20 protein-coding genes are annotated in these 20,445 nt (G+C 66.6%); 9 read left to right on the top strand and 11 right to left on the bottom strand.

Annotation, left to right across the window (positions count from 1 at the left end; translation table 11 throughout):
- The 4 genes from SCH01S_RS04855 to SCH01S_RS04840 all read left to right on the top strand — a co-directional run.
- A partial coding sequence (locus SCH01S_RS04855) for a cobalamin-dependent protein (protein ID WP_174436024.1) occupies positions 1-691 on the top strand: 691 nt, incomplete at its 5' end.
- Positions 692-742: 51 nt separating this feature from the next.
- Positions 743-1,789, top strand: a complete 1,047-nt coding sequence (gene bioB, locus SCH01S_RS04850) for a biotin synthase BioB (RefSeq protein WP_046347657.1) — start codon at positions 743-745, stop codon at positions 1,787-1,789.
- Positions 1,790-1,794: 5 nt separating this feature from the next.
- Positions 1,795-2,166 (top strand): hypothetical protein, encoded by a 372-nt coding sequence (locus SCH01S_RS16325; protein ID WP_157032803.1) that lies wholly within the window; start codon positions 1,795-1,797, stop codon positions 2,164-2,166.
- On the top strand, positions 2,166-4,256 hold the full coding sequence (locus tag SCH01S_RS04840; protein WP_046347656.1) for an acetyl-CoA carboxylase biotin carboxylase subunit: 2,091 nt from the start codon (positions 2,166-2,168) through the stop codon (positions 4,254-4,256). Before SCH01S_RS16325 ends, SCH01S_RS04840 begins: the two co-directional genes overlap by 1 nt.
- Here the strand turns inward: SCH01S_RS04840 and SCH01S_RS04835 are convergent, their stop codons facing one another.
- On the bottom strand, positions 4,257-5,789 hold the full coding sequence (locus SCH01S_RS04835) for a S41 family peptidase (RefSeq protein ID WP_046347655.1): 1,533 nt from the start codon (positions 5,787-5,789) through the stop codon (positions 4,257-4,259).
- A gap of 68 nt (positions 5,790-5,857) precedes the next feature.
- Complete coding sequence (galE, locus tag SCH01S_RS04830) at positions 5,858-6,871, bottom strand: UDP-glucose 4-epimerase GalE (protein WP_046347654.1); 1,014 nt, start codon at positions 6,869-6,871, stop codon at positions 5,858-5,860.
- A 76-nt stretch (positions 6,872-6,947) separates the two neighbouring features.
- On the opposite strand from galE, the gene SCH01S_RS04825 reads away from it, so the two are divergent.
- A complete protein-coding gene (locus tag SCH01S_RS04825) occupies positions 6,948-7,772 on the top strand; it encodes a metallophosphoesterase family protein (RefSeq protein WP_046347653.1) in 825 nt (274 codons plus the stop codon).
- A gap of 148 nt (positions 7,773-7,920) precedes the next feature.
- Here the strand turns inward: SCH01S_RS04825 and SCH01S_RS04820 are convergent, their stop codons facing one another.
- The 5 genes from SCH01S_RS04820 to SCH01S_RS04800 all read right to left on the bottom strand — a co-directional run bounded on the left by SCH01S_RS04820 (position 7,921) and on the right by SCH01S_RS04800 (position 11,090).
- Positions 7,921-8,475 (bottom strand): GNAT family N-acetyltransferase, encoded by a 555-nt coding sequence (locus tag SCH01S_RS04820; RefSeq protein WP_046347661.1) that lies wholly within the window; start codon positions 8,473-8,475, stop codon positions 7,921-7,923.
- A gap of 166 nt (positions 8,476-8,641) precedes the next feature.
- Positions 8,642-8,914, bottom strand: coding sequence for a 50S ribosomal protein L27 (gene rpmA, locus SCH01S_RS04815; RefSeq protein ID WP_046347652.1), 273 nt, complete (start codon positions 8,912-8,914; stop codon positions 8,642-8,644).
- Between the two features lie 30 nt (positions 8,915-8,944).
- Entirely contained in the window at positions 8,945-9,316 is a 372-nt protein-coding gene (gene rplU / locus SCH01S_RS04810; RefSeq protein WP_046347651.1) for a 50S ribosomal protein L21, read from the bottom strand.
- 102 nt (positions 9,317-9,418) lie between these two features.
- Positions 9,419-9,916, bottom strand: coding sequence for a hypothetical protein (locus SCH01S_RS04805; RefSeq protein WP_046347650.1), 498 nt, complete (start codon positions 9,914-9,916; stop codon positions 9,419-9,421).
- Between the two features lie 109 nt (positions 9,917-10,025).
- On the bottom strand, positions 10,026-11,090 hold the full coding sequence (locus SCH01S_RS04800) for a class I SAM-dependent methyltransferase (protein WP_157032802.1): 1,065 nt from the start codon (positions 11,088-11,090) through the stop codon (positions 10,026-10,028).
- Between the two features lie 217 nt (positions 11,091-11,307).
- On the opposite strand from SCH01S_RS04800, the gene SCH01S_RS04795 reads away from it, so the two are divergent.
- Both SCH01S_RS04795 and SCH01S_RS04790 read left to right on the top strand, forming a co-directional pair.
- On the top strand, positions 11,308-13,128 hold the full coding sequence (locus SCH01S_RS04795; RefSeq protein WP_046347649.1) for a DUF885 domain-containing protein: 1,821 nt from the start codon (positions 11,308-11,310) through the stop codon (positions 13,126-13,128).
- Positions 13,129-13,159: 31 nt separating this feature from the next.
- A complete protein-coding gene (locus SCH01S_RS04790; RefSeq protein WP_046347648.1) occupies positions 13,160-14,023 on the top strand; it encodes a hypothetical protein in 864 nt (287 codons plus the stop codon).
- On the opposite strand, the gene SCH01S_RS04785 is transcribed toward SCH01S_RS04790, so the two are convergent.
- Positions 14,020-15,660: a thiamine pyrophosphate-binding protein gene (locus tag SCH01S_RS04785; protein WP_046347647.1), complete on the bottom strand. Its 1,641-nt coding sequence runs from the start codon at positions 15,658-15,660 to the stop codon at positions 14,020-14,022. The two genes, SCH01S_RS04790 and SCH01S_RS04785, sit on opposite strands and share 4 nt — an antisense overlap.
- Before the next feature lie 181 nt (positions 15,661-15,841).
- Entirely contained in the window at positions 15,842-17,272 is a 1,431-nt protein-coding gene (locus tag SCH01S_RS04780; RefSeq protein WP_046347646.1) for an NAD-dependent succinate-semialdehyde dehydrogenase, read from the bottom strand.
- Between the two features lie 136 nt (positions 17,273-17,408).
- Here SCH01S_RS04780 and SCH01S_RS04775 point away from each other — a divergent pair, with 136 nt between their 5' ends.
- Complete coding sequence (locus SCH01S_RS04775; RefSeq protein ID WP_084689395.1) at positions 17,409-18,332, top strand: SMP-30/gluconolactonase/LRE family protein; 924 nt, start codon at positions 17,409-17,411, stop codon at positions 18,330-18,332.
- 81 nt (positions 18,333-18,413) lie between these two features.
- Positions 18,414-19,169 carry an energy transducer TonB gene (locus SCH01S_RS04770; RefSeq protein WP_046347645.1) on the top strand — a complete coding sequence of 252 codons (756 nt, stop codon included), beginning with the start codon at positions 18,414-18,416 and terminating at the stop codon, positions 19,167-19,169.
- An 83-nt stretch (positions 19,170-19,252) separates the two neighbouring features.
- On the opposite strand, the gene SCH01S_RS04765 is transcribed toward SCH01S_RS04770, so the two are convergent.
- A complete protein-coding gene (locus SCH01S_RS04765; protein WP_046347644.1) occupies positions 19,253-19,582 on the bottom strand; it encodes a TfoX/Sxy family protein in 330 nt (109 codons plus the stop codon).
- Between the two features lies 1 nt (position 19,583).
- Positions 19,584-20,357 carry an exodeoxyribonuclease III gene (gene xth, locus SCH01S_RS04760; RefSeq protein WP_046347643.1) on the bottom strand — a complete coding sequence of 258 codons (774 nt, stop codon included), beginning with the start codon at positions 20,355-20,357 and terminating at the stop codon, positions 19,584-19,586.
- Positions 20,358-20,445: the final 88 nt, after the last annotated feature.

Genomic DNA, 20,445 nt, shown 5'->3' with positions numbered 1-20,445 from the left:
CCCTTCGGCGCCCCGACCCCTCCACCAATCGGCTGACGCCGATCGGTCCCCCTCCCCGTTCCGGGGAGGATCGAATCTGTTGGCTCTCGCCGTCACCGCCGCCCGCGCTCGCGCCACGCTGGGCGAGATCAGCAAAGCGATGGAAGACGGCTTCGGCCGCTACGAAACCGTGCCCACCCCGGTGAAAGGCGTCTACGGCGCCGCCTACAGGGGCGAGGACCGCTGGACCCAGGTCGTCGACGGCATCGCCGCCTTCGAACGCCGCCGCGGCCGCAAGCCGCGGCTGCTGGTCGCCAAGATGGGCCAGGACGGGCATGATCGCGGCGCCAACGTCGTCGCGTCGGCCTTTTCGGATATGGGCTTCGAGGTCGTCAGCGGCCCGCTGTTTCAGACGCCCGAGGAAACGCTCGTGCTCGCGCTGGAAAAGGACGTCGACGTGGTCGGCGCCTCCAGCCTCGCCGCCGGGCACAAGACGCTGATCCCGGAGCTGGTCCGCCTGCTGCGCGAGAATGGCCGTCCCGATATCCGCGTGATCGCCGGCGGCGTGATTCCGGCGCAGGATTACGACTATCTGCGTGAGCGCGGGGTCGCCGGCATCTACGGCCCCGGCACAAACATCGTCGACAGCGCGGCCGACGTGCTGCGGTTGTTAGGACACAACATGCCCCCAGTGGAGGAAGCTGCGGAGTGAGTATTCTCCTCCCGCTTGCGGGAGGGGCTAGGGGTGGGCAAAGGTGGACCCATGTTGCTGAATGAACAGGATCGCTCCCACCCCCAACCCCTCCCGCAAGCGGGAGGGGAGGTGCGCAACGACTGGACGCGCGAAGAAATCCGTACCCTCTTCGCGCTCGCCTTCACCGACCTCCTCTTCCGCGCCGCCTCGGTTCACCGGCAGCACCACGCGCCCGACCAAATCCAGCTCTGCACGCTGCTCTCGATCAAGACCGGCGGCTGCCCGGAGGATTGCGGCTATTGCTCCCAGTCCGCCCACGCCGATTCAGGCGTGAAAGCGACCAAGCTGATGGACGTGCGCTCCGTCCTGCAGATGGCGGCGCAAGCGAAGGATGCGGGCTCGCACCGTTTCTGCATGGGCGCGGCCTGGCGCAACCCCAAGGACAAGGACATGCCCGCCATCGTCGAGATGGTGAAAGGCGTCCGCGACATGGGGCTGGAGACCTGCATGACGCTGGGCATGCTGGCGCCCGCCCAGGCGCAGACGCTCGCCGAGGCGGGGCTCGATTACTACAATCACAATATCGATACCTCGCCCGAACGTTACGGCGACATCATCACCACCCGCACGTTCGAAGACCGGCTCGACACGCTGGAGAATGTGCGCTCGGCCGGGATCAACGTCTGCTGCGGCGGCATCGTCGGCATGGGCGAGACGCGCGAGGACCGGATCGGCTTCATCCATGCGCTGGCGACCCTGCCGCGCCACCCGGAAAGCGTGCCGGTCAACGCGCTGGTGCCGGTGAAGGGCACGGTGCTGGGCGACATGCTCGCCGACACGCCGCTCGCCAAGATCGACGACATCGAGTTCGTCCGCACCGTCGCCGTCGCGCGGATCACGATGCCGATGAGCATGGTCCGCCTGAGCGCCGGCCGCGAGAGCATGTCGGAAGCGACGCAAGCGCTCTGCTTCCTCGCCGGCGCGAACAGCATCTTCACCGGCGACAAGCTGCTGACGGCGCCGAATGCGGGAGATGACAAGGACGCTGTCCTACTCGCGAAACTCGGCTTAACCCCGCTCGAAGGCGAAGAACCGATGCGGGTGGCGGCGGAGTGAAGCGAGTGACATTTATCTCTCGGCTCGCTGCTGCGCTCGGCTTCGCTGCCGCGCCTCCAACGGCTGCAGAGCGAGTGAACTGGCCAGAGTTGCCGAAGTCCAGATTCATTGTTGGTCGACCGGCAACGCTGGAAGACGCGAAGGCGGGTAACGCAATTTTCTCCACCAACGGCACTGGCGCGGGTGCGGTGATGCTCGCCATCCCGCAGTACGTTCTCTGGTCTGACGAGCAAGGCGCGAAGCACCCGATGATCTTGGTTCAGGCTGAGAAGACACCCGACGGTCAGACGATCGTCGGATTGCGTGATTTCTCTGGCCAAGAATCGGTCGCGACTCTGCCGGAAGTGGAACTCCTCGGGACAAAGAAGCCGAACTGATGTTCAAAAAAATCCTGATCGCCAATCGCGGCGAGATTGCGTGCCGGGTGATCCGGACATGCCGCAAGATGGGCATCCAGACGGTCGCGGTCTATTCGGACGCGGATGCGCGCGCGCCGCATGTGATGATGGCGGACGAGGCGGTGCGGCTGGGGCCGCCGCCGGCCAGCGAAAGCTATCTGCGCGCCGATCTGATCCTGCTCGCCTGCAAGGAAACGGGCGCGGAGGCGGTGCATCCGGGTTATGGTTTCCTGTCGGAACGCACCAGCTTCGCGCAGTTGCTCGCCGACAACGGCATCGCGTTTATCGGCCCCCCGCCGAACGCCATTGCGGCGATGGGCGACAAGATCGAGTCGAAGAAGCTCGCGAGCAAGGCCGGCGTCAACGTCGTCCCCGGCTATCTGGGCGAGATCGCCGACACCGACGAGGCGGTGCGGATCGCTTCGGACATCGGCTATCCGGTCATGATGAAGGCCTCGGCCGGCGGCGGCGGCGGCAAGGGGATGCGCCTCGCCTGGTCCGAACAGGATGTGCGCGAAGGCTTCGAGGCGACCAAGCGCGAAGGCCTCGCCAGCTTCGGCGACGACCGCGTGTTCATCGAGAAATTCATCGAGAGCCCGCGCCACATCGAAATCCAGGTGCTGGGCGACCAGCAGGGCAACATCGTGTACCTGGGCGAGCGCGAATGCTCGATCCAGCGCCGCCATCAGAAGGTCGTCGAGGAAGCGCCGTCGCCCTTCGTCACGCCCGAGATGCGCAAGGCAATGGGCAAGCAAGCGGTCGCGCTGGCCCGCGCCGTTGATTACTACAGCGCCGGCACGGTCGAGCTGATCGTCTCCGGCGCCGACGCGACCGGCAAAAGCTTCTACTTCCTCGAAATGAACACGCGGCTGCAGGTCGAGCATCCGGTGACGGAAGCGATCACCGGCCTCGATCTGGTCGAGCAGATGATCCGGGTTGCGGCGGGGGAACCGCTCGGCTTTACGCAGGACGATGTGAAGCTGAACGGCTGGGCGATCGAGAACCGGGTTTACGCGGAGGACCCGTATCGCGGGTTTTTGCCGAGCACGGGCCGGCTCGTGCGATATAGACCCCCGGTACCCAGTGCTCCTGCGAAAGCAGGAGCCCAGATGGACGGGCTCGGAGCGGGTGACACTGGGCTCCTGCCTTCGCAGGAGCACGAGGGGAGCGCTCCCTACGTCCGCGTCGATGACGGCGTGCGCGAGGGCGGCGAAGTCTCGATTTTCTACGACCCGATGATCGCCAAGCTGATCACCTGGGCGCCGACGCGCGAGGAGGCGATCGACGCGCAGGTCGCGGCACTCGATGCATTCGAGATCGACGGCCCCGGCCACAATGTCGACTTCCTCTCCGCGCTGATGCAGCACCCGCGCTTCCGCGAAGGGCGGCTCACCACAGGCTTCATCGCCGAGGAATATCCGGAAGGATTCCAGGGCGCGCCCGCGTCCGATCGGCTGATCGAGGGGCTTGCGGCGATCGCGGCGATGATCGGCCTCGAGACAGACGCGCGCGGGCACGAGATCGACGGGCAATTGAACGGCGGCCCCGCGCTTTCGCCCGAACGGGTCGTGCGGATCGCAGGGCGGGACCTGCATGTCTCCTTTGATGGCTATGAGGAAGGGCTGCTCGCGACGATCGATGGCGAAGGCGATCCGGTCGACCTTCAAGGCGCGTGGGAGCCGGGGCAAGCTCTGTTCGAAGGCCAGCTGGACGGTGAGCCGATCGGGGTGCGCATCGAGCGCAAGGGCCGCAAATGGAAGCTGACGACCCGCGGCGCTTCGCACCTGGCAGAGGTCTGGCCGCCGCACGTCGCCGCGCTCGCCACGCATATGATCGAGAAGGTCCCGCCGGACCTGTCGCGCTTCCTGCTGTGCCCGATGCCAGGCCTGCTCGTGTCGCTGAACGTCAGCGAAGGCGACAAGGTGGAGGCCGGCCAGCCGCTCGCGGTCGTCGAGGCGATGAAGATGGAGAATATCCTCCGCGCCGAGAAAGCGGCCACCGTGAAGCGCGTCGATGCGAAGCCCGGCGACAGCCTGGCCGTCGACGCGGTGATCCTGGAGCTGGAATAGCTACTCGGCCGCGCGTTTCGCCACGAACGGGTAGGGGCGGCCGTTTACGTCCAGCCAGCCCACAAGCCCGCCCGCTGTTGCTTCCGCGCGCAGGGTGAAGACCGAGTCGCGGACCTTGCCGAACGCAGTCAGGCTGCTGCCGTTTAGCGACAAGGTCTGGAACGGCGTCTCGGCCAGCTTCAGCTCCGGCACCGCAAAGCTGCCGCCTTGCGCATCGAAGCGGACGCGAAGCGTCGCCGGCCGATAGACATAGGCGAAGGGCGCCGCCCAGCTGCCCTGGGCCGATCCTTGGGGTTGCGACAGCGAGCGTACGGCCGCCAGTGCGGGGTCGCGGCCGCTCTGCAGGTCGGCAACCGTTCGCGGCGCGGGCAGATGCGGCGCAGTCGCGTCCCGCTTGTCGAGCGGGCCGGTGTCCTGCCAGTAGAGGCTCGAGACGCGCAGCGTCAGGCCCGATTCCGGCAGCGTGATCCGCCTGGAATCGCCGTAGCTGGAGGGGGCGGCGCCGGTCGGCTCACCGACGAACACGGCCGGCGTCCAGCGTTCCATCGCGTTCACCAGATTCTGCGCGGCCGAGAAGGTCTTCGCGTCGATCAGCACGAACAGGTGTCCCGGCTTCCACAGCGCGGGCCGGGAGACAGCGCCGCGCACTAGTGGGTCGATCAGGAAATTGTTGCCGCCCGGATTGCCGCGCAGATCGATCACGAGCCGCGCGTCCGGCGTCGCGTCTACCGCGGCATAGACCTGGTCGGCAAAGGCAGCGAGGCTTTGATCCGGCCCGTTCGCGATTTCGGCAATGCGCGCGACGATGATGCCGCCGTCCAGCCGTTTCAGCGAGAATGGCCCGGCATCGGCTTCGTTCGCCCAGGCAAGGTCGGCGCCGTCCGGCAGAGCGGCGAGGCGCTCCTCCACCTCATGTCCATTGGGCAGGCGAAAGCGCCAGCGCGCGTCGCTGCCAGCCGCCACGCCACGCGCCCGCAGCAAGTCCGGCAGCATGATGAAGCTGGGCAGATAGGCCCGTTTCATGCCCGCATTGTCGCCGTTGACGAGGGGCAGCATTGCCGACTCGATCGCGCCCACCGCCTTGCCGTCGATCGAGACGAGCGCCGCGCCGACGAGCCGCTGGTATTTGGGCGCGGCGGCGGTGATGACATATCCGTCGCTCGCGGCCGTCAGCCTGATCGGGACCGTGGCGAAGACCGGCACTTTCGGTGCCTCGGTCCTGGCATGGCCAAGGAACACGCCGGCGCTTTCGGGCAGCGGCAGGGTCAGGCGGGTATGGCCTTCGCCGGTGGCAGCGATCAACTCGATCATGCGCGCCATCACCTGTCGGTCGTCAAGCGCCGGAATGTCCACGGAGAGGCGGTCGGCCATCCGATCGAATTCGGCCTGCGGGAGCTTGTGCCAGGGATTGGGATGCGTGCTCGCATAGGCCGCGCGAAGGGCTGCGAGATCCCGCTGCCAGGCATCGGCGGGAAGGGCCAGGGCGGGTGTCGCGGCCAGCAAAGCTGCCGCCAAGACAAGGACGTTGCGCATTATCCACCCTCCCGTGTATTGCCGATACAATACACGTCGGGTCCAAGGGAGCAAGCTGGTGGAAGTCGTCACACCGGAGCGGCTTGGTCCTCGCGTTCGGCAAGCTTGCGTTCCCAGGCGAGCGCGTCGGCGATGATCGTGTCCAGATTGTCCCGCTTCGGCCGCCAGGGGAGGGTGGCGAGGATCGCGCTGTTGTCCGCGACCAGGATCGGCGGGTCGCCCGCGCGACGCGGCTCGATCCGGCGCTCGATCGTCATGTTCGTGACCCGATCGACCGCGTCGAGCACTTCGAGCACGGTCGATCCGGTGCCGTAGCCGACATTCATCGTATAGTTGGTGCTGGGGTTCGCCATCAGCGCTTCAAGGGTGTCCACATGCGCGGCCGCGAGGTCGCTGACGTGGATATAGTCCCTCATCCCGGTCCCGTCACGAGTGTCATAGTCGGTGCCGAATATAGCAACATGGCCGCGCTTGCCGGTCGCCGCTTCGACCGCGACCTTGATCAGGTGCGTCGCGCCCTCGGTCGACTGACCGGAGCGGACCTGCGGATCGGCGCCGGCGACGTTGAAATAGCGTAGCACGCCGTAGCTGAGCGGATGCGCCGCGGCGACGTCGGCCAGCATCTGCTCGGTCATCAGCTTGGATTTGCCATAGGGATTGATCGGCTGGAGCGGAAAATCCTCGCGGATCGGCCAGCGCTCGACGATCCCATACAGCGTCGCGGTCGACGAGAAAATGAAATGCGGCACGCCGCACAGCACCGCGCTTTCGATCAGCGCGCGCGACGCGACCGTGTTGTTCTTGTAGTATTTCAGCGGGTTCTCGACCGACTCTGGCACGATGATCGAACCCGCAAAATGCATGATCGCGCGGATGTCGTGCCGGCGCAGCGTGTCCCGCACCAGATCGTCGTCATCGACCGAGCCTTCGACGAAGGCGGCGCGAGGGTCGACCGCCCAGCGGAATCCGGTGGTCAGATTGTCGATCACGACGACGGGATAGCCGCTGTCGAGCAGCGCCAGCACCGCGTGGCTGCCGATATAGCCGGCGCCGCCGGTCACAAGCACGGTAGGTTTGGTCATGAAGTCCCCTTAGGCTCAGCTGTTGACGGGTTAAAGTCCGCGCCACATTCCGGGTTCCCGCGCGTTAGGAGATCGCATGCCTCGCCTGTTCCATATCAGCGACGTCCATTTCGGGTGCGAGGACGTGCAGGCGCTGCAATGGGTCAAGGACCGGATCGCGGCCGAGAAGCCGGATGCCGTCGCGCTGACCGGGGATTTGACGATGCGGGCGCGGCATCGCGAGTTCCGCGCCGCGTGCGAATGGATTTCGTCGCTCGCCGCGCCGGTGACAGTCGAGGTCGGCAACCACGACCTGCCCTATTTCAACCTGATCGAGCGGTTCGTCGCGCCCTATCACCGCATCCGGGGCATCGAGCGGCTGGTCGAGCGCGAGCTGGACCTGCCCGGCGTTGCGCTGGTGCCGCTGAAGACGACCGCACGGGCGCAGTGGCGGCTGAACTGGTCGCTCGGCTATGTCGGCCCGCGCGCGCTCGCGAAGACCCTGCGTGCAATAGACGAGCTGCCGGAGCGACAGCTGGTGCTGGTGACCGCGCACCATCCGCTGGTCGAGGCGAACACCCGCGGCAAGGCGCTGACCAAGGGCGGCGAACGCGCGCTCGCGGCGCTGGCCAGGGCTGGGGTGACGGCGGTGCTGAGCGGTCATGTCCATGATCCGTTCGATCTGGTGAAGGAGACTGCGAACGGCCCGATCCGCATGATCGGCGCCGGCACGCTCTCTCTGCGCATCCGCTCGACGCCGCCCAGCTTCAACGAGCTGACGATTGAAGGAGGCGTTGTGAAGGTGCGCGTCCGCACGTTCGGCGAAGACATTCCGACGCCGGAAATGCAGGTCAGCGCTGTCCCGCAGAATGCGGATCAGCGCCCCGGCGAACCGGTCGCGCCGGTGAGCGCGACTCCGTAACATCCCTCTCCCGCTTTGCGGGAGAGGGCGACTCAGCCCTGCGGGGCTGAGCGGGGAGAGGGTCCTGGGGGCTGTACCCCGTCACCCTCTCCCCGCTCGCGCTCGCAAGCGCGAGTCGCCCTCTCCCCTGAAGGGAGAGGGTCGGAGATCATGCCGCCTCCAGACAGCGCATGGTCGGCTCCTCGCACGCCATCTCGACCGCATCCGAGTACAGCACGCAATCCACATCGCGCCCGCGCGCGACCGAGTGGCGCCGGACCGTCCTGCCGGTCGGCCGCAAGCCCAGTTTTCGAAGCACGCGGCCGGAGGCGGGGTTGTCGACGAAGTGGCCGGAATGGATGCTGTCGATCCTCAGCGAATCACGCGCGGCGCGGAGCAGCGCGCTCGCCGCCTCGGTTGCGTAGCCCAGACCCCAATGGGCCCGCGCGAACCAATAGCCGAGCTCGTGCCCGTCCTCGTCCGGGCTGAGTGCAACGGCGCCGACCAGCCGCGGCTTGCCCGAGGTGCGCGCGAACACCAGGCAATTGGGGGCGTGCGGGTCCTGCTGGCGGCCCAGATACCATTCGGCATGGGCAAGCGTGTAGGGCCAGGGAATGCGGGCGGTGTTGCGCGCGATCGCCTCGTCGCCGATCGCGCGGACCAGCTCCGGCGCATCTTCGATCCAGCCGGGCCGCAACAGCAATCTGTCGGTACGGACGAACATCTCCGCTCTCCTTTTGTCGCGCGTCTTGCCGGTTTTGGATGACGGCAAAACGACATGGGTGAGGGAGATGTAAAAAAGGGAGACTGGGGGCTACCCGTCTCCCTCGTCACCTGCCGCGGCAGGCTTTCGGGTCGCCCCCAGGGCGACCCGTAGTCACGGTCACCCGTTATTCGGCCGCTTCGGCCATAATCGCATCGACCGATACGTATTTGCGGCCAAGCTTGCCTTCGTGGAATCGCACGCGGCCCTCTGCGGTCGCAAAGAGGGTGTGATCCTTGCCAAGGCCGACATTGCGGCCCGGATAGGTCTTGGTGCCGCGCTGACGCACGATGATGTTGCCGGCGAGGACTTCCTCACCGCCGAATTTCTTCACGCCGAGGCGGCGGCCAGCGGAATCGCGGCCGTTGCGCGAGGAGCCGCCTGCTTTCTTATGCGCCATGACTAACTACTCCAGATATCTCGTTGCGGCTCAGGCGGCGGCTTCGGCCGGCGCGGCTTCGGCGGTCTCGGCCTTGACCTTCTTCGCCTTCTTGGCCGGCGCTTCGCCGCCGATGCTCAGGATCTTCAGGATCGTGTGCTGCTGGCGATGGCCGTTCTTGCGGCGATAATTGTGGCGGCGGCGCTTCTTGAAGACGATGACCTTCTCGCCCTTCGCCTGCGCGACGATCTCGGCCGCGACCGTCAGCCCGGCAGTGGCCTTGAGGTCGCCGCCTTCGCCCGCGAGCAGCACGTCGCCAAGGGTCACTTTCGACCCGGCTTCACCGTCGAGCTTCTCGACGACGATCTTGTCTCCCGCGGCAACGCGATACTGCTTGCCGCCCGTGCGCACGACTGCGAACATGGCCCTCTTAATCCATCAAAGCTGATCGCCGCGCGAGAACAATCCCCGCACGGGAAGGGCGCAGCTAAGTGAGGCGGCGCCACTTGTCAACCAAAAGCACGGCTATCCGCGCCATTTCGCGAGCGCCTTTTCATAGTTCGCCTCCGTGCGATCGCGCGCTTTCGAGGCCCGCTCCAGTTCCTTGCGTTGGCGCTCTTCGAGCGCGCGTCGCTCGCGAGCGAGTTCGGCTTCGCGCCGGGCAAGTCGCTCGCGCTCGTCGCGCTGCCGCTCCTCCAGTTCGGCGAGTGCCTGCTCGGCCTCCTCGACAGGCGCGCGGCTGGGGCGGGGCGTCGGTTTGGGCGACTTGGCCTTGGGCAGTTCCGGCAGCGCGGCGATCTGCTCCTCGGCCGTGCCGCGAAGCTTGCGGATCACCTTGCCGGGGCGCGCGAGCGGCTCCGTCATCAGCGTCGGGTCGGTAACCTGCTCCGCCACACCGCGCGCAAACAAGTTCGCGTCGCTACCCCAGGCCTCCAGCGCCGCCTTCTGGCTGGGTGCCGCGACATAGGCGTTGTGGAACCCGATCGGGGTGCAATAAACCTTGAGCTTCTGGGCGCGGGGCATACGCGGATAACCCCATCCGACTCCGTTCGTTTCGAGCGACGTCGAGAAACGATTGCTCCGAGCCGCGCTTCTCGACTTCGCTCGAAGCGAACGGGTGAGGGTAGGGGGGCTAGAGTCTAGCTTCCAAGACCATGTTGAACGGGCCCTCGGTCGCACGGCGGACTCTGGAAAAGCCCGCGCCTGTCAGCACGTCGCGCAGCTTCGCCTCGCCCGCCTGAGCGCCGAGGCCTTCGCCCACTTCCTGCGCCAGCGAGGTCGGCACGCAGACCATTGTCGAGGCGTTATAGAAAAGGCGGCTGACGGGGCTGCCGATATTGTTCTCCGGCCGGTCGCCGGCGATCGGCTCGACCAGCATCCAGGCGCCGTCGGGCTTCAGCATGGTCCGCATGTGTGCGGCGCATCCGCGTGGATCGCCCATGTCGTGCAGGCAATCGAACATGGTGACGAGATCGAAATCGCCATCCGGGATTTTCTTGGCGGGCGCGGATTCGAAGCGGACACGATGCGACAGGCCGTGCGCCGCGGCATGGGCGTTCGCCTGCTCGATCGACGGCGCGTGGAAATCGTAGCCAACGAAGCGGCTGTTCGGAAAAGCCTCGGCCATCAGCAGCGTCGAAAAGCCGACGCCGCAACCGACATCGGCCACGTTCGCGCCCGTTTCCAGCCGCGCCACCATACCATCGATCGCCGGCAGCCACGCCTGGACGATGCTGTTGACATAGCCGGGCCGGAAGAAGGCCCCGACCGCGCAGAACAGGCAGGCGGAGCTGTCGCCCCACGCGACGCCGCCGCCGGTGCGGAACGCCTCTTCGACCTTGGGCTGGCCCGCGATCATTTCCGCCGCGCACTCGAACGCGCCCGGCATGTAGAAAGGACTGTCGGGCATGGCGAAGATCATCGCCTGTTCCGGGCTGAGGCTGAAGCGTTCGCCCTCCGCATCGTAGGTCAGATAGCCGTTCGCCGCCTGCGCGAGCGCCCATTCACGGACATAGCGTTCCGCAAGATCGAGCCGTTTCGCCAGCTCCGCGGCGGTTGCAGGCCCGTCCTTCTGCAGCGAATCGAACAGGCCCAGCCGGCAGCCGATCCGCACCGTGGGCACGCTGAACGCGCCGCCCAGATCGCCGAGCATCTTGAGCACCAATTCATGAAGCTTGTCACTATCCACGTCCGGCACGTCACATCTCCTTCCGCGTCAGTCCCGCGGAGGCGAGAATCCCGCTTCTCTTCACTGCAGAATGGCAAGAGAGGCAGCGGGACCCCGCGCTCGCAGGGTGACGGTCACATTCGAGTCTGGTTTGGCGCGGCCCGACGGCAGGGAACGCCTAACGGCCCTGCTTTGCAAGCGGCTTTCAAAGCCGTTAGCGAGGGACGGTGATTTCAGGAGTTTATTCATGGACTTTGCCCGTCGCGACCTGCTTGCCGCCAGCGCTGCCGCCACTGCCTATGCCCTGTTGCCCGGCCGCGCCTTCGCGGCCGACAGTGCCGCTGACGCGCGGGCATCGAAGCTTCTCGACGGCATCACCGAGCAGATGCTCCGCGATTTTCCGGAGAGTGCCACCGGGCTTGGCATCGACAAGGGCGCGCGAGCGGCGCTGAAGTCGCAGCTCACGGACACGTCCGAAGCTGGCAAGGAGCGCCTGGTCGCGCATCTGCGCACGGGCGTGAACCAGCTCAAGCCGGTGAATCTCGATGCGTTGAGCCCCACGATGCGCACCAACGTCGAAGTGGTGCAAACGGCCTTCGGCCTGGCGCTGGACGGCTATGCCTTCCCCTACGGCGTGGCGGCGGTCGGCGGGTATCTCAACTCGCCCTATGTCGTTGCCCAGAATGTCGGCTCGTATCTCAACACGCCCAAGATGCTGGACAGCGATCACCTCATCGAGACGACGGCCGATGCGGGCGCCTATCTGGCGCGAATGAATGCCTATGCCGGCCAGCTCGACGGCGAGACCGAGCGGCTGAAGGCGGCGCGCGGGATGGGCGTGATCGCGCCCGACTTCCTGATCGACAAGACCTTGAAGGCGCTCGACGTCACGCGCCAGGGGACGGTTGAGGATTGGGGGATCGTCACCTCCATCGCCAAGCGCACGGCGAAGATGAAGGGCGACTATGCGGCGCGCGCGGCCCAGATCGCCCGTACGAAGGTCGGGCCGGCGCTCGAGCGGCAGATCGCGGAAATGCAGCTCCACCGCGCGAAAGCCACCAGCGATGCGGGCGTCTGGAAGCTGCCGCACGGCGACGAATATTATGCCTGGGCGCTCCGGGCCGGCACCACGACGCCGCTGTCGCCCCAGGAAATCCATCAGATGGGACTCGACCAGGTTCGCGAGCTGCAGGCGCAGATGGATGTGATCCTGAAGGGCCTGGGCTACAGCCAGGGGACGGTCGGCGCGCGGATGACGGCGCTGGGCAAGGACCCGCGCTTCACTTTCCCCAACAATGACGAAGGCCGGGCCCAGATCATCAAGCTGCTGCAGGACCGGATCGCACATATCCGGGCGCTGATGCCGCAGGCGTTCAACACGCTGGTCAAAGGCAATGTCGAAGTGAAGCGGCTGCCGCTGGCCGAGGAGCCGGGCGCGGCCGGCGCCTATGGCGGGCCCGGCAGCATCGACGGCAAGATCCCCAGCCGGCTCTGGATCAACCTTGGCACGACCGAGCGCTGGACGACCTATTCGCTGCCCGACCTTGCCTATCATGAGGCGATCCCCGGCCACGGCTGGCAGGGCGAGTATACGTTCAAGCTTCCGCTGATCCGCTCGCTGCTCGCCTTCAACGCCTATTCGGAAGGCTGGGCGCTCTATGCCGAGCAGCTGGCGGACGAACTGGGCGTGTACAAGGAGAACCCGGTCGAACGGCTCGGTTATCTGCAGAGCCTGTCGTTCCGGGCCTGCCGGCTGGTCGTCGACAGCGGCCTCCACGCCAAGCGCTGGACGCGGCAGCAGGCGATCGACTGGTTCGCGAACACCAACGGCTCGTCGATCGAGGAAGTTTCCGCCGAAGTGGACCGTTATTGCAGCTGGCCGGGCCAGGCCTGCGGCTACAAGGTCGGCCACACCTACATCAATCGCCTGCGCGACAAGGCCAAGGCGGAACTTGGCCCCCGTTTCGATCTTAAGACGTTCGACGATGCGCTGGTGCTGGGTGGCAACGTGCCGATGACAGTGCTGGAAGGCGTGGTGGACCGCTATATCGCCTCACGAAAGGCGTAGCCGATCCGCTCCGCGTCGAACGGAGGCTCGAATGGCGGAACGCATCCTGTTGAAGACGACAATCCCGACCACCGACGACGATTGGCACGTCGGTCGGTTTTCGCTGGTCGCGGAGCATTTGCGGTCACTGTCGGACGGACATGGCGAACGGCTGTACGATGTGCTCGCCGCGGACCGCACAGAGGCGCCGGACGGCGACGACGCGGAGCTGAAGGCGGCCGCGGCCGGTGCGTTCGACCAGGTGTGGCTGATCGCGGTCGACGATGTCGGCGCGCTCACGGACGGCGACGTGCGCAATCTGGAGGCGTTTCGGGCGCAAGGCGGCGGGCTGTACATCACGCGCGATCATCAGGATTTGGGTTCGTGCATCGCGAAGCTCGGTGCGCTTGGGCGCACCCAGCATTTCCAGTCGGTTAACCCGGAAGAGGACGAGGGACGGCGCGTCTGCGACGACGTCGAGACCAGCACGATCACCTGGCCGAATTATCATTCCGGCGCGAACGGGGATTTGCAGCCCGTCGAAGCCGCCGACCATCCGCTGATGCGACGTCCGGATGGCAGCCGGATCGAACGCCTGCCCGCCCATCCGCACGAAGGCGCCGTCGGGGCACCGCGCGAGCTGGCCGGGGTAGCGACGGTGGTTGCAACGGGGCGAAGCACGCGGACCGGCAATCGCTTCAACCTGGCTGTCGCCGTCGAAGAAGACGGCAAGGGGCGGGGCGTGGCGGATTCCAGCTTCCACCACATCGCCGACTACAATTGGGATACCAAAGCCGGTTGCCCGAGCTTTGTCGAAGAGGCGCCGGGCGACGAAGTTCACCGCGATGCCGCCGCGCTCGACGACACGCGCACCTATGTCGCGAACGTCGCGGCCTGGCTGGCGCGGCGGATTTAGCGGCTCCGCAGCTGGCTGATCGTGACCGCGGGGCTGATCTGCTCCACGTCCGTTTTCAGGTGCAGCAACTTGACGCCCTTCTGCTCCAGCGCGCGGGCGAGGGCAGGGGCGAACTGGTCGGTGCTTTCGACCGCCTCGGACCATGCGCCATAGGCGCGGGCGAGAGCGGCGAAGTCGGGATTGACGAGCCGCGTGCCCGAGATGCGGCCTGGATATTCGCGCTCCTGGTGCATGCGGATCGTGCCATACCAGCCATTGTCGACAACGATTACCAGCATGTCGCAGCCTTGAGCGACCGCCGTCGCCAGCTCCTGTCCGTTCATCAGGAAATCGCCGTCGCCCGCGACCGCGGCCACCTTCTGCTCCGGCCGCCTGAGCGCCGCCGCCACCGCTGCCGGCACGCCATAGCCCATTGCCCCCGCTGTCGGCGCGAGTTGGGTGCCGTAGCCTTCATAGAGCCAGTAACGATGCCACCAGCCGGAGAAATTGCCCGCGCCGTTGCAGATGATCGTGTCCGCCGGCATCGCCTCCCGCATCGCCAGCACGCATTGCCCGAGGTCGAGCTTGGCGCCCTCGCGCGGGCGCGGTGTCGACCAGTCGAGCCATTCGGCATGCGCTTCCTTGCCGGCGTTGAAGATCGCGCCCTCGGGCAATGCGTGCGTAAAGGTGCGCATGCTGGCGCAGATGGCCAGGTCCGCGCGGTAGACGCTGTTCAGCTCTTCCGGGTCGGGGTGGACATGGACGAGCTTTTGCCCCGGATGATCGGGCGTGATCAGCGCGTAGCCGTCGGTCGTCGCTTCGCCGAGCCTCGGGCCCACGACCAGCAGCAGGTCGGCCTGTTTCACGCGCTGAACCAGCTTAGGGTTCGGGCCATAGCCGAGATTGCCGCACCAGGCGGGCGAGCTGTTGGGAATGGAATCCTGGCGCCGAAAGCCCGCCGTGACCGGAATGCCCATATGTTCGGCCCAGCGGGCAAAGGCGATGCCGCTGCCCGCATCCCAATCGGCACCGCCCACGATCGCCAGCGGAGCCTGGGCCGCCCTGATCAGGCCGGCGAGTTCTTCGAGCTCCGCTGCCGATGGCGCCTGGGGCGCGCTCGACACGTGTGGCCGATCCAGCGCCTCCGCCTCGTCGAGCAGCATGTCTTCCGGCAGCACGACGACCACCGGCCCCGGCCGGCCGGACATGGCCGTCGCATAGGCGCGCGCCACATATTCCGGAATCCGCTCCGCGCGGTCGATGCGCAGCACCTTCTTCGCCAGCGGGCCGAACATCTGGCCGAAATCGACTTCCTGGAACGCCTCGCGGTCGCGGTCGCCGCGGCCGACGTCGCCGACGAACAGGATCATCGGCAGCGAATCCTGCATCGCGACATGGACGCCGATCGACGCGTTCGTCGCGCCGGGGCCGCGGGTCACGAACGCGATCCCCGGCCGGCCGGTCAGCTCGCCGTCCGCGCAGGCCATGAAGCCGACGCCGCCTTCCTGCCGGCAGACGACCACCTCGATCTGCGAAACGTCGTGCAGCGCGTCGAGCACGGCCAGGAAGCTTTCGCCCGGCACGGTGAAGATCCGGTCGCAGCCTTGCGCGACGAGGTTGTCGACCAGAATGCGGCCGCCGGTTCGTTTCGTTGTCATGATCGTCCTTTAGGTGGTGGGCGCTTCTCCTCCAACCCTCTCCCTTCAGGGGAGAGGGGCGACTCGCGCTTGCGGGCGCGAGCGGGGAGAGGGGCTTGTGGTACAGCGCCCGCCACCCTCTCCCCGCTCGGCCCCGCAGGGCCGAGTCGCCCTCTCCCGCGCAGCGGGAGAGGGGCAGAACTCACGCCTGATGGATCGCCTTCACGACCATGTAGCTGTCGAGCCCTTCCGGCCCGCCCTCGCTGCCGAAGCCCGAATCCTTCACCCCGCCAAACGGGGTGTCGGCGCCGGAGATTGCGAAGGTGTTGATGCCGACCATGCCGGCTTCGATCAGGTCGCCCAGCCGGTTCGCGCGGCGGCCGTTTTCGGTGAAGGCGAAGGCGGCGAGGCCGAAGGGCAGGCGGTTGGCCTGCTCGATCGCGTCTTCCTCGGTCGCGAACGGGCGAGCGACGGCGACCGGGCCGAACGGCTCCTCGTTCATGATCCGGGATTCCAGCGGCACGTCCGCCAGCAGGGTCGGCTTGTAGAAAAAGCCGTCACCGAACCGCTCGCCGCCGGCCGCTAGAGTTGCACCTTTGGCGACCGCGTCATCGACCAGTGCCGCAATCGCGTCCGGGCGGCGCTTGTTCGCGAGCGGGCCCATCTTGTTCGCAGGCTCCAGCCCGTTGCCGACCGTCCATTTCTGCGTGCGCGCGGCGAATTCGCTGACGAAACGATCGTACACGCCCTGCTGCACGTAGAAGCGGGTGGGCGACACGCAGACCTGCCCGGCGTTCCGGAATTTCTGGGGCACGACCATGTCGAGCGTCCGCTCCAGGTCGCAATCGTCGAAGATCAGCACCGGTGCGTGGCCGCCCAACTCCATCGTCACGCGCTTGAGGCCGTCGGCCGCGAGCTTCATCAGGTGCCGTCCGACCGGCACCGAGCCGGTGAAGCTCACCTTCCGGATCACCGGCGAGGCGAGCAGGTGACGACTGACCGTGTCCGGCACGCCGAACACCAATTGCGCAACCTCCGGCGGCAGGCCGGCGTCAGCCAGTGCCTGCATGATCGCGGAAGTGCAGCCCGGCGTCTCTTCCGGCGGCTTGGCGATCACCGAGCAACCCGCGGCGAGTGCGGCCGCCAGCTTCTTCGCCATCAGATAGACGGGGAAGTTCCACGGCGTGAACGACGCAACCGGCCCAACCGGCTGCTTGATCACGATCGAACGCTGGCCCGTGGGGCGCACCAGCACGCGACCGTAGGCGCGCTTCGCTTCCTCGGCGTAATAATCGAACAGCTGAGCGGCGCCGGCGACCTCGCCGCGCGCTTCGCCGAGCGGCTTGCCCTGCTCCATCGTCATCAACGTCGCGATGCGGTCGGTGCGCTCGCGAATCAGCGCGGCGGCCTTGTGCAGGATCGCGGCGCGCGCCTCGACGTCCGTCGCTTTCCACAGCTTGAATCCGCGATCGGCGGCAGCCAGCGCCTCGTCCATGTCGGCCGCGGTCGCGAGCGGCACTTCCGCCACGGTGGCGCCCGTCGCGGGATTGAACACCGACTGCCGATCCTCGCCCGCCCGCCAGGCGCCGTTCACGAACAGCTTCAGGTCGGCGTCATATCGCGCTGTGGCCATGTCTCTCGCTCCGATGATTCAGGTCCCCATAGCCGGTTCGGGCTGAGCTTGTCGAAGCCCTCCCTTTCCTTTCTACTGCCCCCCAAGAAGAAGGGAGGGCTTCGACAAGCTCAGCCCAAACCGGGAGGATGGCTAAGTGCATAGCTTCACCGAAATCGCGAATGGCCTCCGTTTTCCCGAAGGGCCGGTCGCGATGCCCGACGGCAGCGTGATTGTGGTCGAGATCGAGGCCGGGCGGATCACGCGCTGCTGGGGTGACGGCAAAAAGGAGGTGATCGCCACTCCCGGCGGCGGCCCCAACGGTCTCGCGCTGGGGCCGGACGGGATGCTCTATCTCTGCAACAATGGCGGGTTCGAGTATCTGGAGACCCAGGGCCTGCTGATCCCGCATGGCGCCGCGAGGAATTGGAGCGGCGGCTCGATCCAGCGCATCGATCCCGATACGGGCAAGGTCGAGACACTCTATACCCATGCGGGCGAGGTGCAGCTGCGGGGGCCCAATGACATCGTGTTCGACGACGCGGGCGGTTTCTGGTTCACCGATCACGGCAAGAATTTCGAGCGCTCGCGCGATATCGTCGGCGTGTTCTATGCCAAAGCAGACGGTAGCCAGATCGAGGAAGCCGTGTTCCCGATGGAGAACCCGAACGGCATCGGCCTCTCGCCCGACGGCAAGCGGCTGTATGTCGCGGAGACCTACACGGCGAAGCTCTGGTATTTCGACGTCGAGAGCCCGGGAAAGCTGGCGCGCGGCGAAAGCCTGACCGGCACCGGCGCGCACTTTCTGTACGGCGCGGGCGGATATAGCTGGTTCGATAGCCTGGGCGTCGACAGCGCTGGCAATATCTGCGTCGCGACGATCGGCAATGGCGGCATTTCGGTGGTCTCGCCGCAGGGCGAACTGGTCGAGTTCGTGCAGACCGGCGATCCGTTCACGACCAACATTTGTTGGGGCGGACCGGAGCTGCGCACCGCTTATATCACGCTGTCCGGCACCGGCCGGCTGATCAGCCTGGAATGGCCGCGGCCGGGTCTCGCGCTTCACAACCTGAACCGGTGAGATAACAGCGGCTTATCAGCGCCTGTTCAGCCGGATGGCGCTAACCCCTGCCTCGCGCGTTGATGACGCGAGGGTTGGTCGATGTATGCTGAGCAGCGCTGGAGCAAGGAACGGGCGACCTCCGTCGCGGGCGTGGTGCTCGTCCATGCCCTGCTCGGCTATGCGCTGATCGCCGGGCTCCGCACCGATATTCCCCACCGCGTCAGCGAGGAGCTGAAGCTGTTCAACGTGCTGCCGGTGCATGAGCCGCCCAAGCCGCAGACGAAGATTCCGCATAAGATCAAGTCGCCGCGCCCGGAGGGTGAGGCCTCGCCGCCGAACCTTCGCGCCGAGCCGACGCAGATCGTGCTGCCGCCGCCTCCGGTGAAGGTGCCGACGCCCAATCCGCTGCCCGTCGCACCGATCCCCGGCGTTGGGAACGCGCCATCCGCCGGCTCCGCCGACATTCCCGGCCCCGGCTATGGCGCGGGCGGTTTCGGCAATGGCCGGGGCTCGGGCGGCGAAGGGGAGGGAGACGGCGGCGGTGGCTGGGTCGCACCGCGCCAGATCAAGGGGCGAATCAAGGATTCCGACTATCCCCGATCCGCGGGGGCCGCCGGGGTCGGCGGGACGGTCAGCGTCAGATACGAGGTTGGGGTCGACGGTCGCGTGACGGATTGCGAAGTCACTCGCTCGAGCGGCTTTCCGGACCTGGACAACACCACCTGCCGCCTGATCATGGAGCGATTTCGCTTTAAGCCGTCGCTGGATCCGGATGGCCATCCGGTCTCTGCCACGATCGTGCAGAACCACACCTGGGTCATCCACCAGCTCCCGCCGGAGGAAGAAGGGCGATAACCCAAGCTCCGTTCGCTTCGAGCGCAGTCGAGAAGCGCAAGCTCGGAGCTGTCGTTTCTCGACTTCGCTCGAAACGAACGGACTTATCGGGGTTTCTTGGGCCGCGGCGCCGGCAAGGCCGCCGCGCTCACCCGAAACAACTCGGCGAGCCAATCGCTATCGTCCCAACGCTCGCCGTCGATCAGCAGGCAGGGCTTGGCTTGCGGATAGGGCGGCGCTTCCTCGATCGGACCGGTGAAGGCGCGACCTTCGGGCGTCGGCTTCACGAACAGTTGATCGTCGCAGACCATCGCGACCATCTTGCCGTCGAGATATAGGCCGTATTCGCCGAACATCTTCTTCGCCGAGACGTCCACGCCGGCGGCGTTGAGCTGGTCGAGGATGAATTCGACGGTCTTCGGGTCGCTCGCCACCTCAGTCCTCCAGCTCCACCCACACCGGCGCGTGGTCACTGGTCTTTTCCCAGCTTCGCACGTCCCGGTCCACCTCGGCGCGCTTGAGCCGCGGGGCGAGCGCGGGGCTCAGCAGCAGGTGATCGATGCGCAAGCCGGCGTTGCGGGCGAAGGCGTTCCGGAAGTAGTCCCAGAAGGTGTAGATCGTCTCATCCGGGTGCAGCGAGCGCAGCGCATCGGTCCAGCCCTGCGCCAGCAGGCGGGCATAGGCGGCGCGGACCTCCGGCGCGAACAGGGCGTCATCCAACCAGCGCTCCGGTTTGTACACGTCGCGGTCAGTCGGCATCACATTATAGTCGCCGGCCAGGATCACCGGCGCGCCGCTCGCGATCAGGTCGGCGGCGTGATCGATCAGCGCGTCGAACCAGGCGAGCTTGTAATCGAATTTCGGCCCCGGCTTCGGGTTGCCGTTGGGCAGGTAGAGCCCGCCGACGATCAGTCCGTTCACCGCCGCCTCGATATAGCGGCTGTGGCTCGGATCGGGATCGCCCGGCAGCCCGCGCCGCGTCTCGACCGGCGTGCCGGCGCGGCTCAGGATCGCGACGCCATTCCACGATTTCTGCCCGTGCCAGATGGCCTCATAGCCTGCGTCGGCGATTGGGCCTTCCGGAAACTTCTCCTGCGGCGCCTTCAGTTCCTGCAGGCAGACGATGTCGGGACGGGACTGCTCCAGCCAGCGCAGCAGGACAGGCAGGCGGCCGTTCACGCCGTTCACGTTGTAGGTGGCGATTTTCATACTCCAACTCCTCCCCGGAACGGGGAGGGGGACCATGCGAAGCATGGTGGAGGGGTCGGTTTGCCATAGGGCTCGCTCTCGCTCGCGA

The organism is Sphingomonas changbaiensis NBRC 104936, from assembly GCF_000974765.1.
Classification (GTDB): domain Bacteria; phylum Pseudomonadota; class Alphaproteobacteria; order Sphingomonadales; family Sphingomonadaceae; genus Sphingomonas_B; species Sphingomonas_B changbaiensis.
Note: the sequence above shows the minus strand (reverse complement) of the source record. Positions and strands in the feature narration are given on the sequence as shown.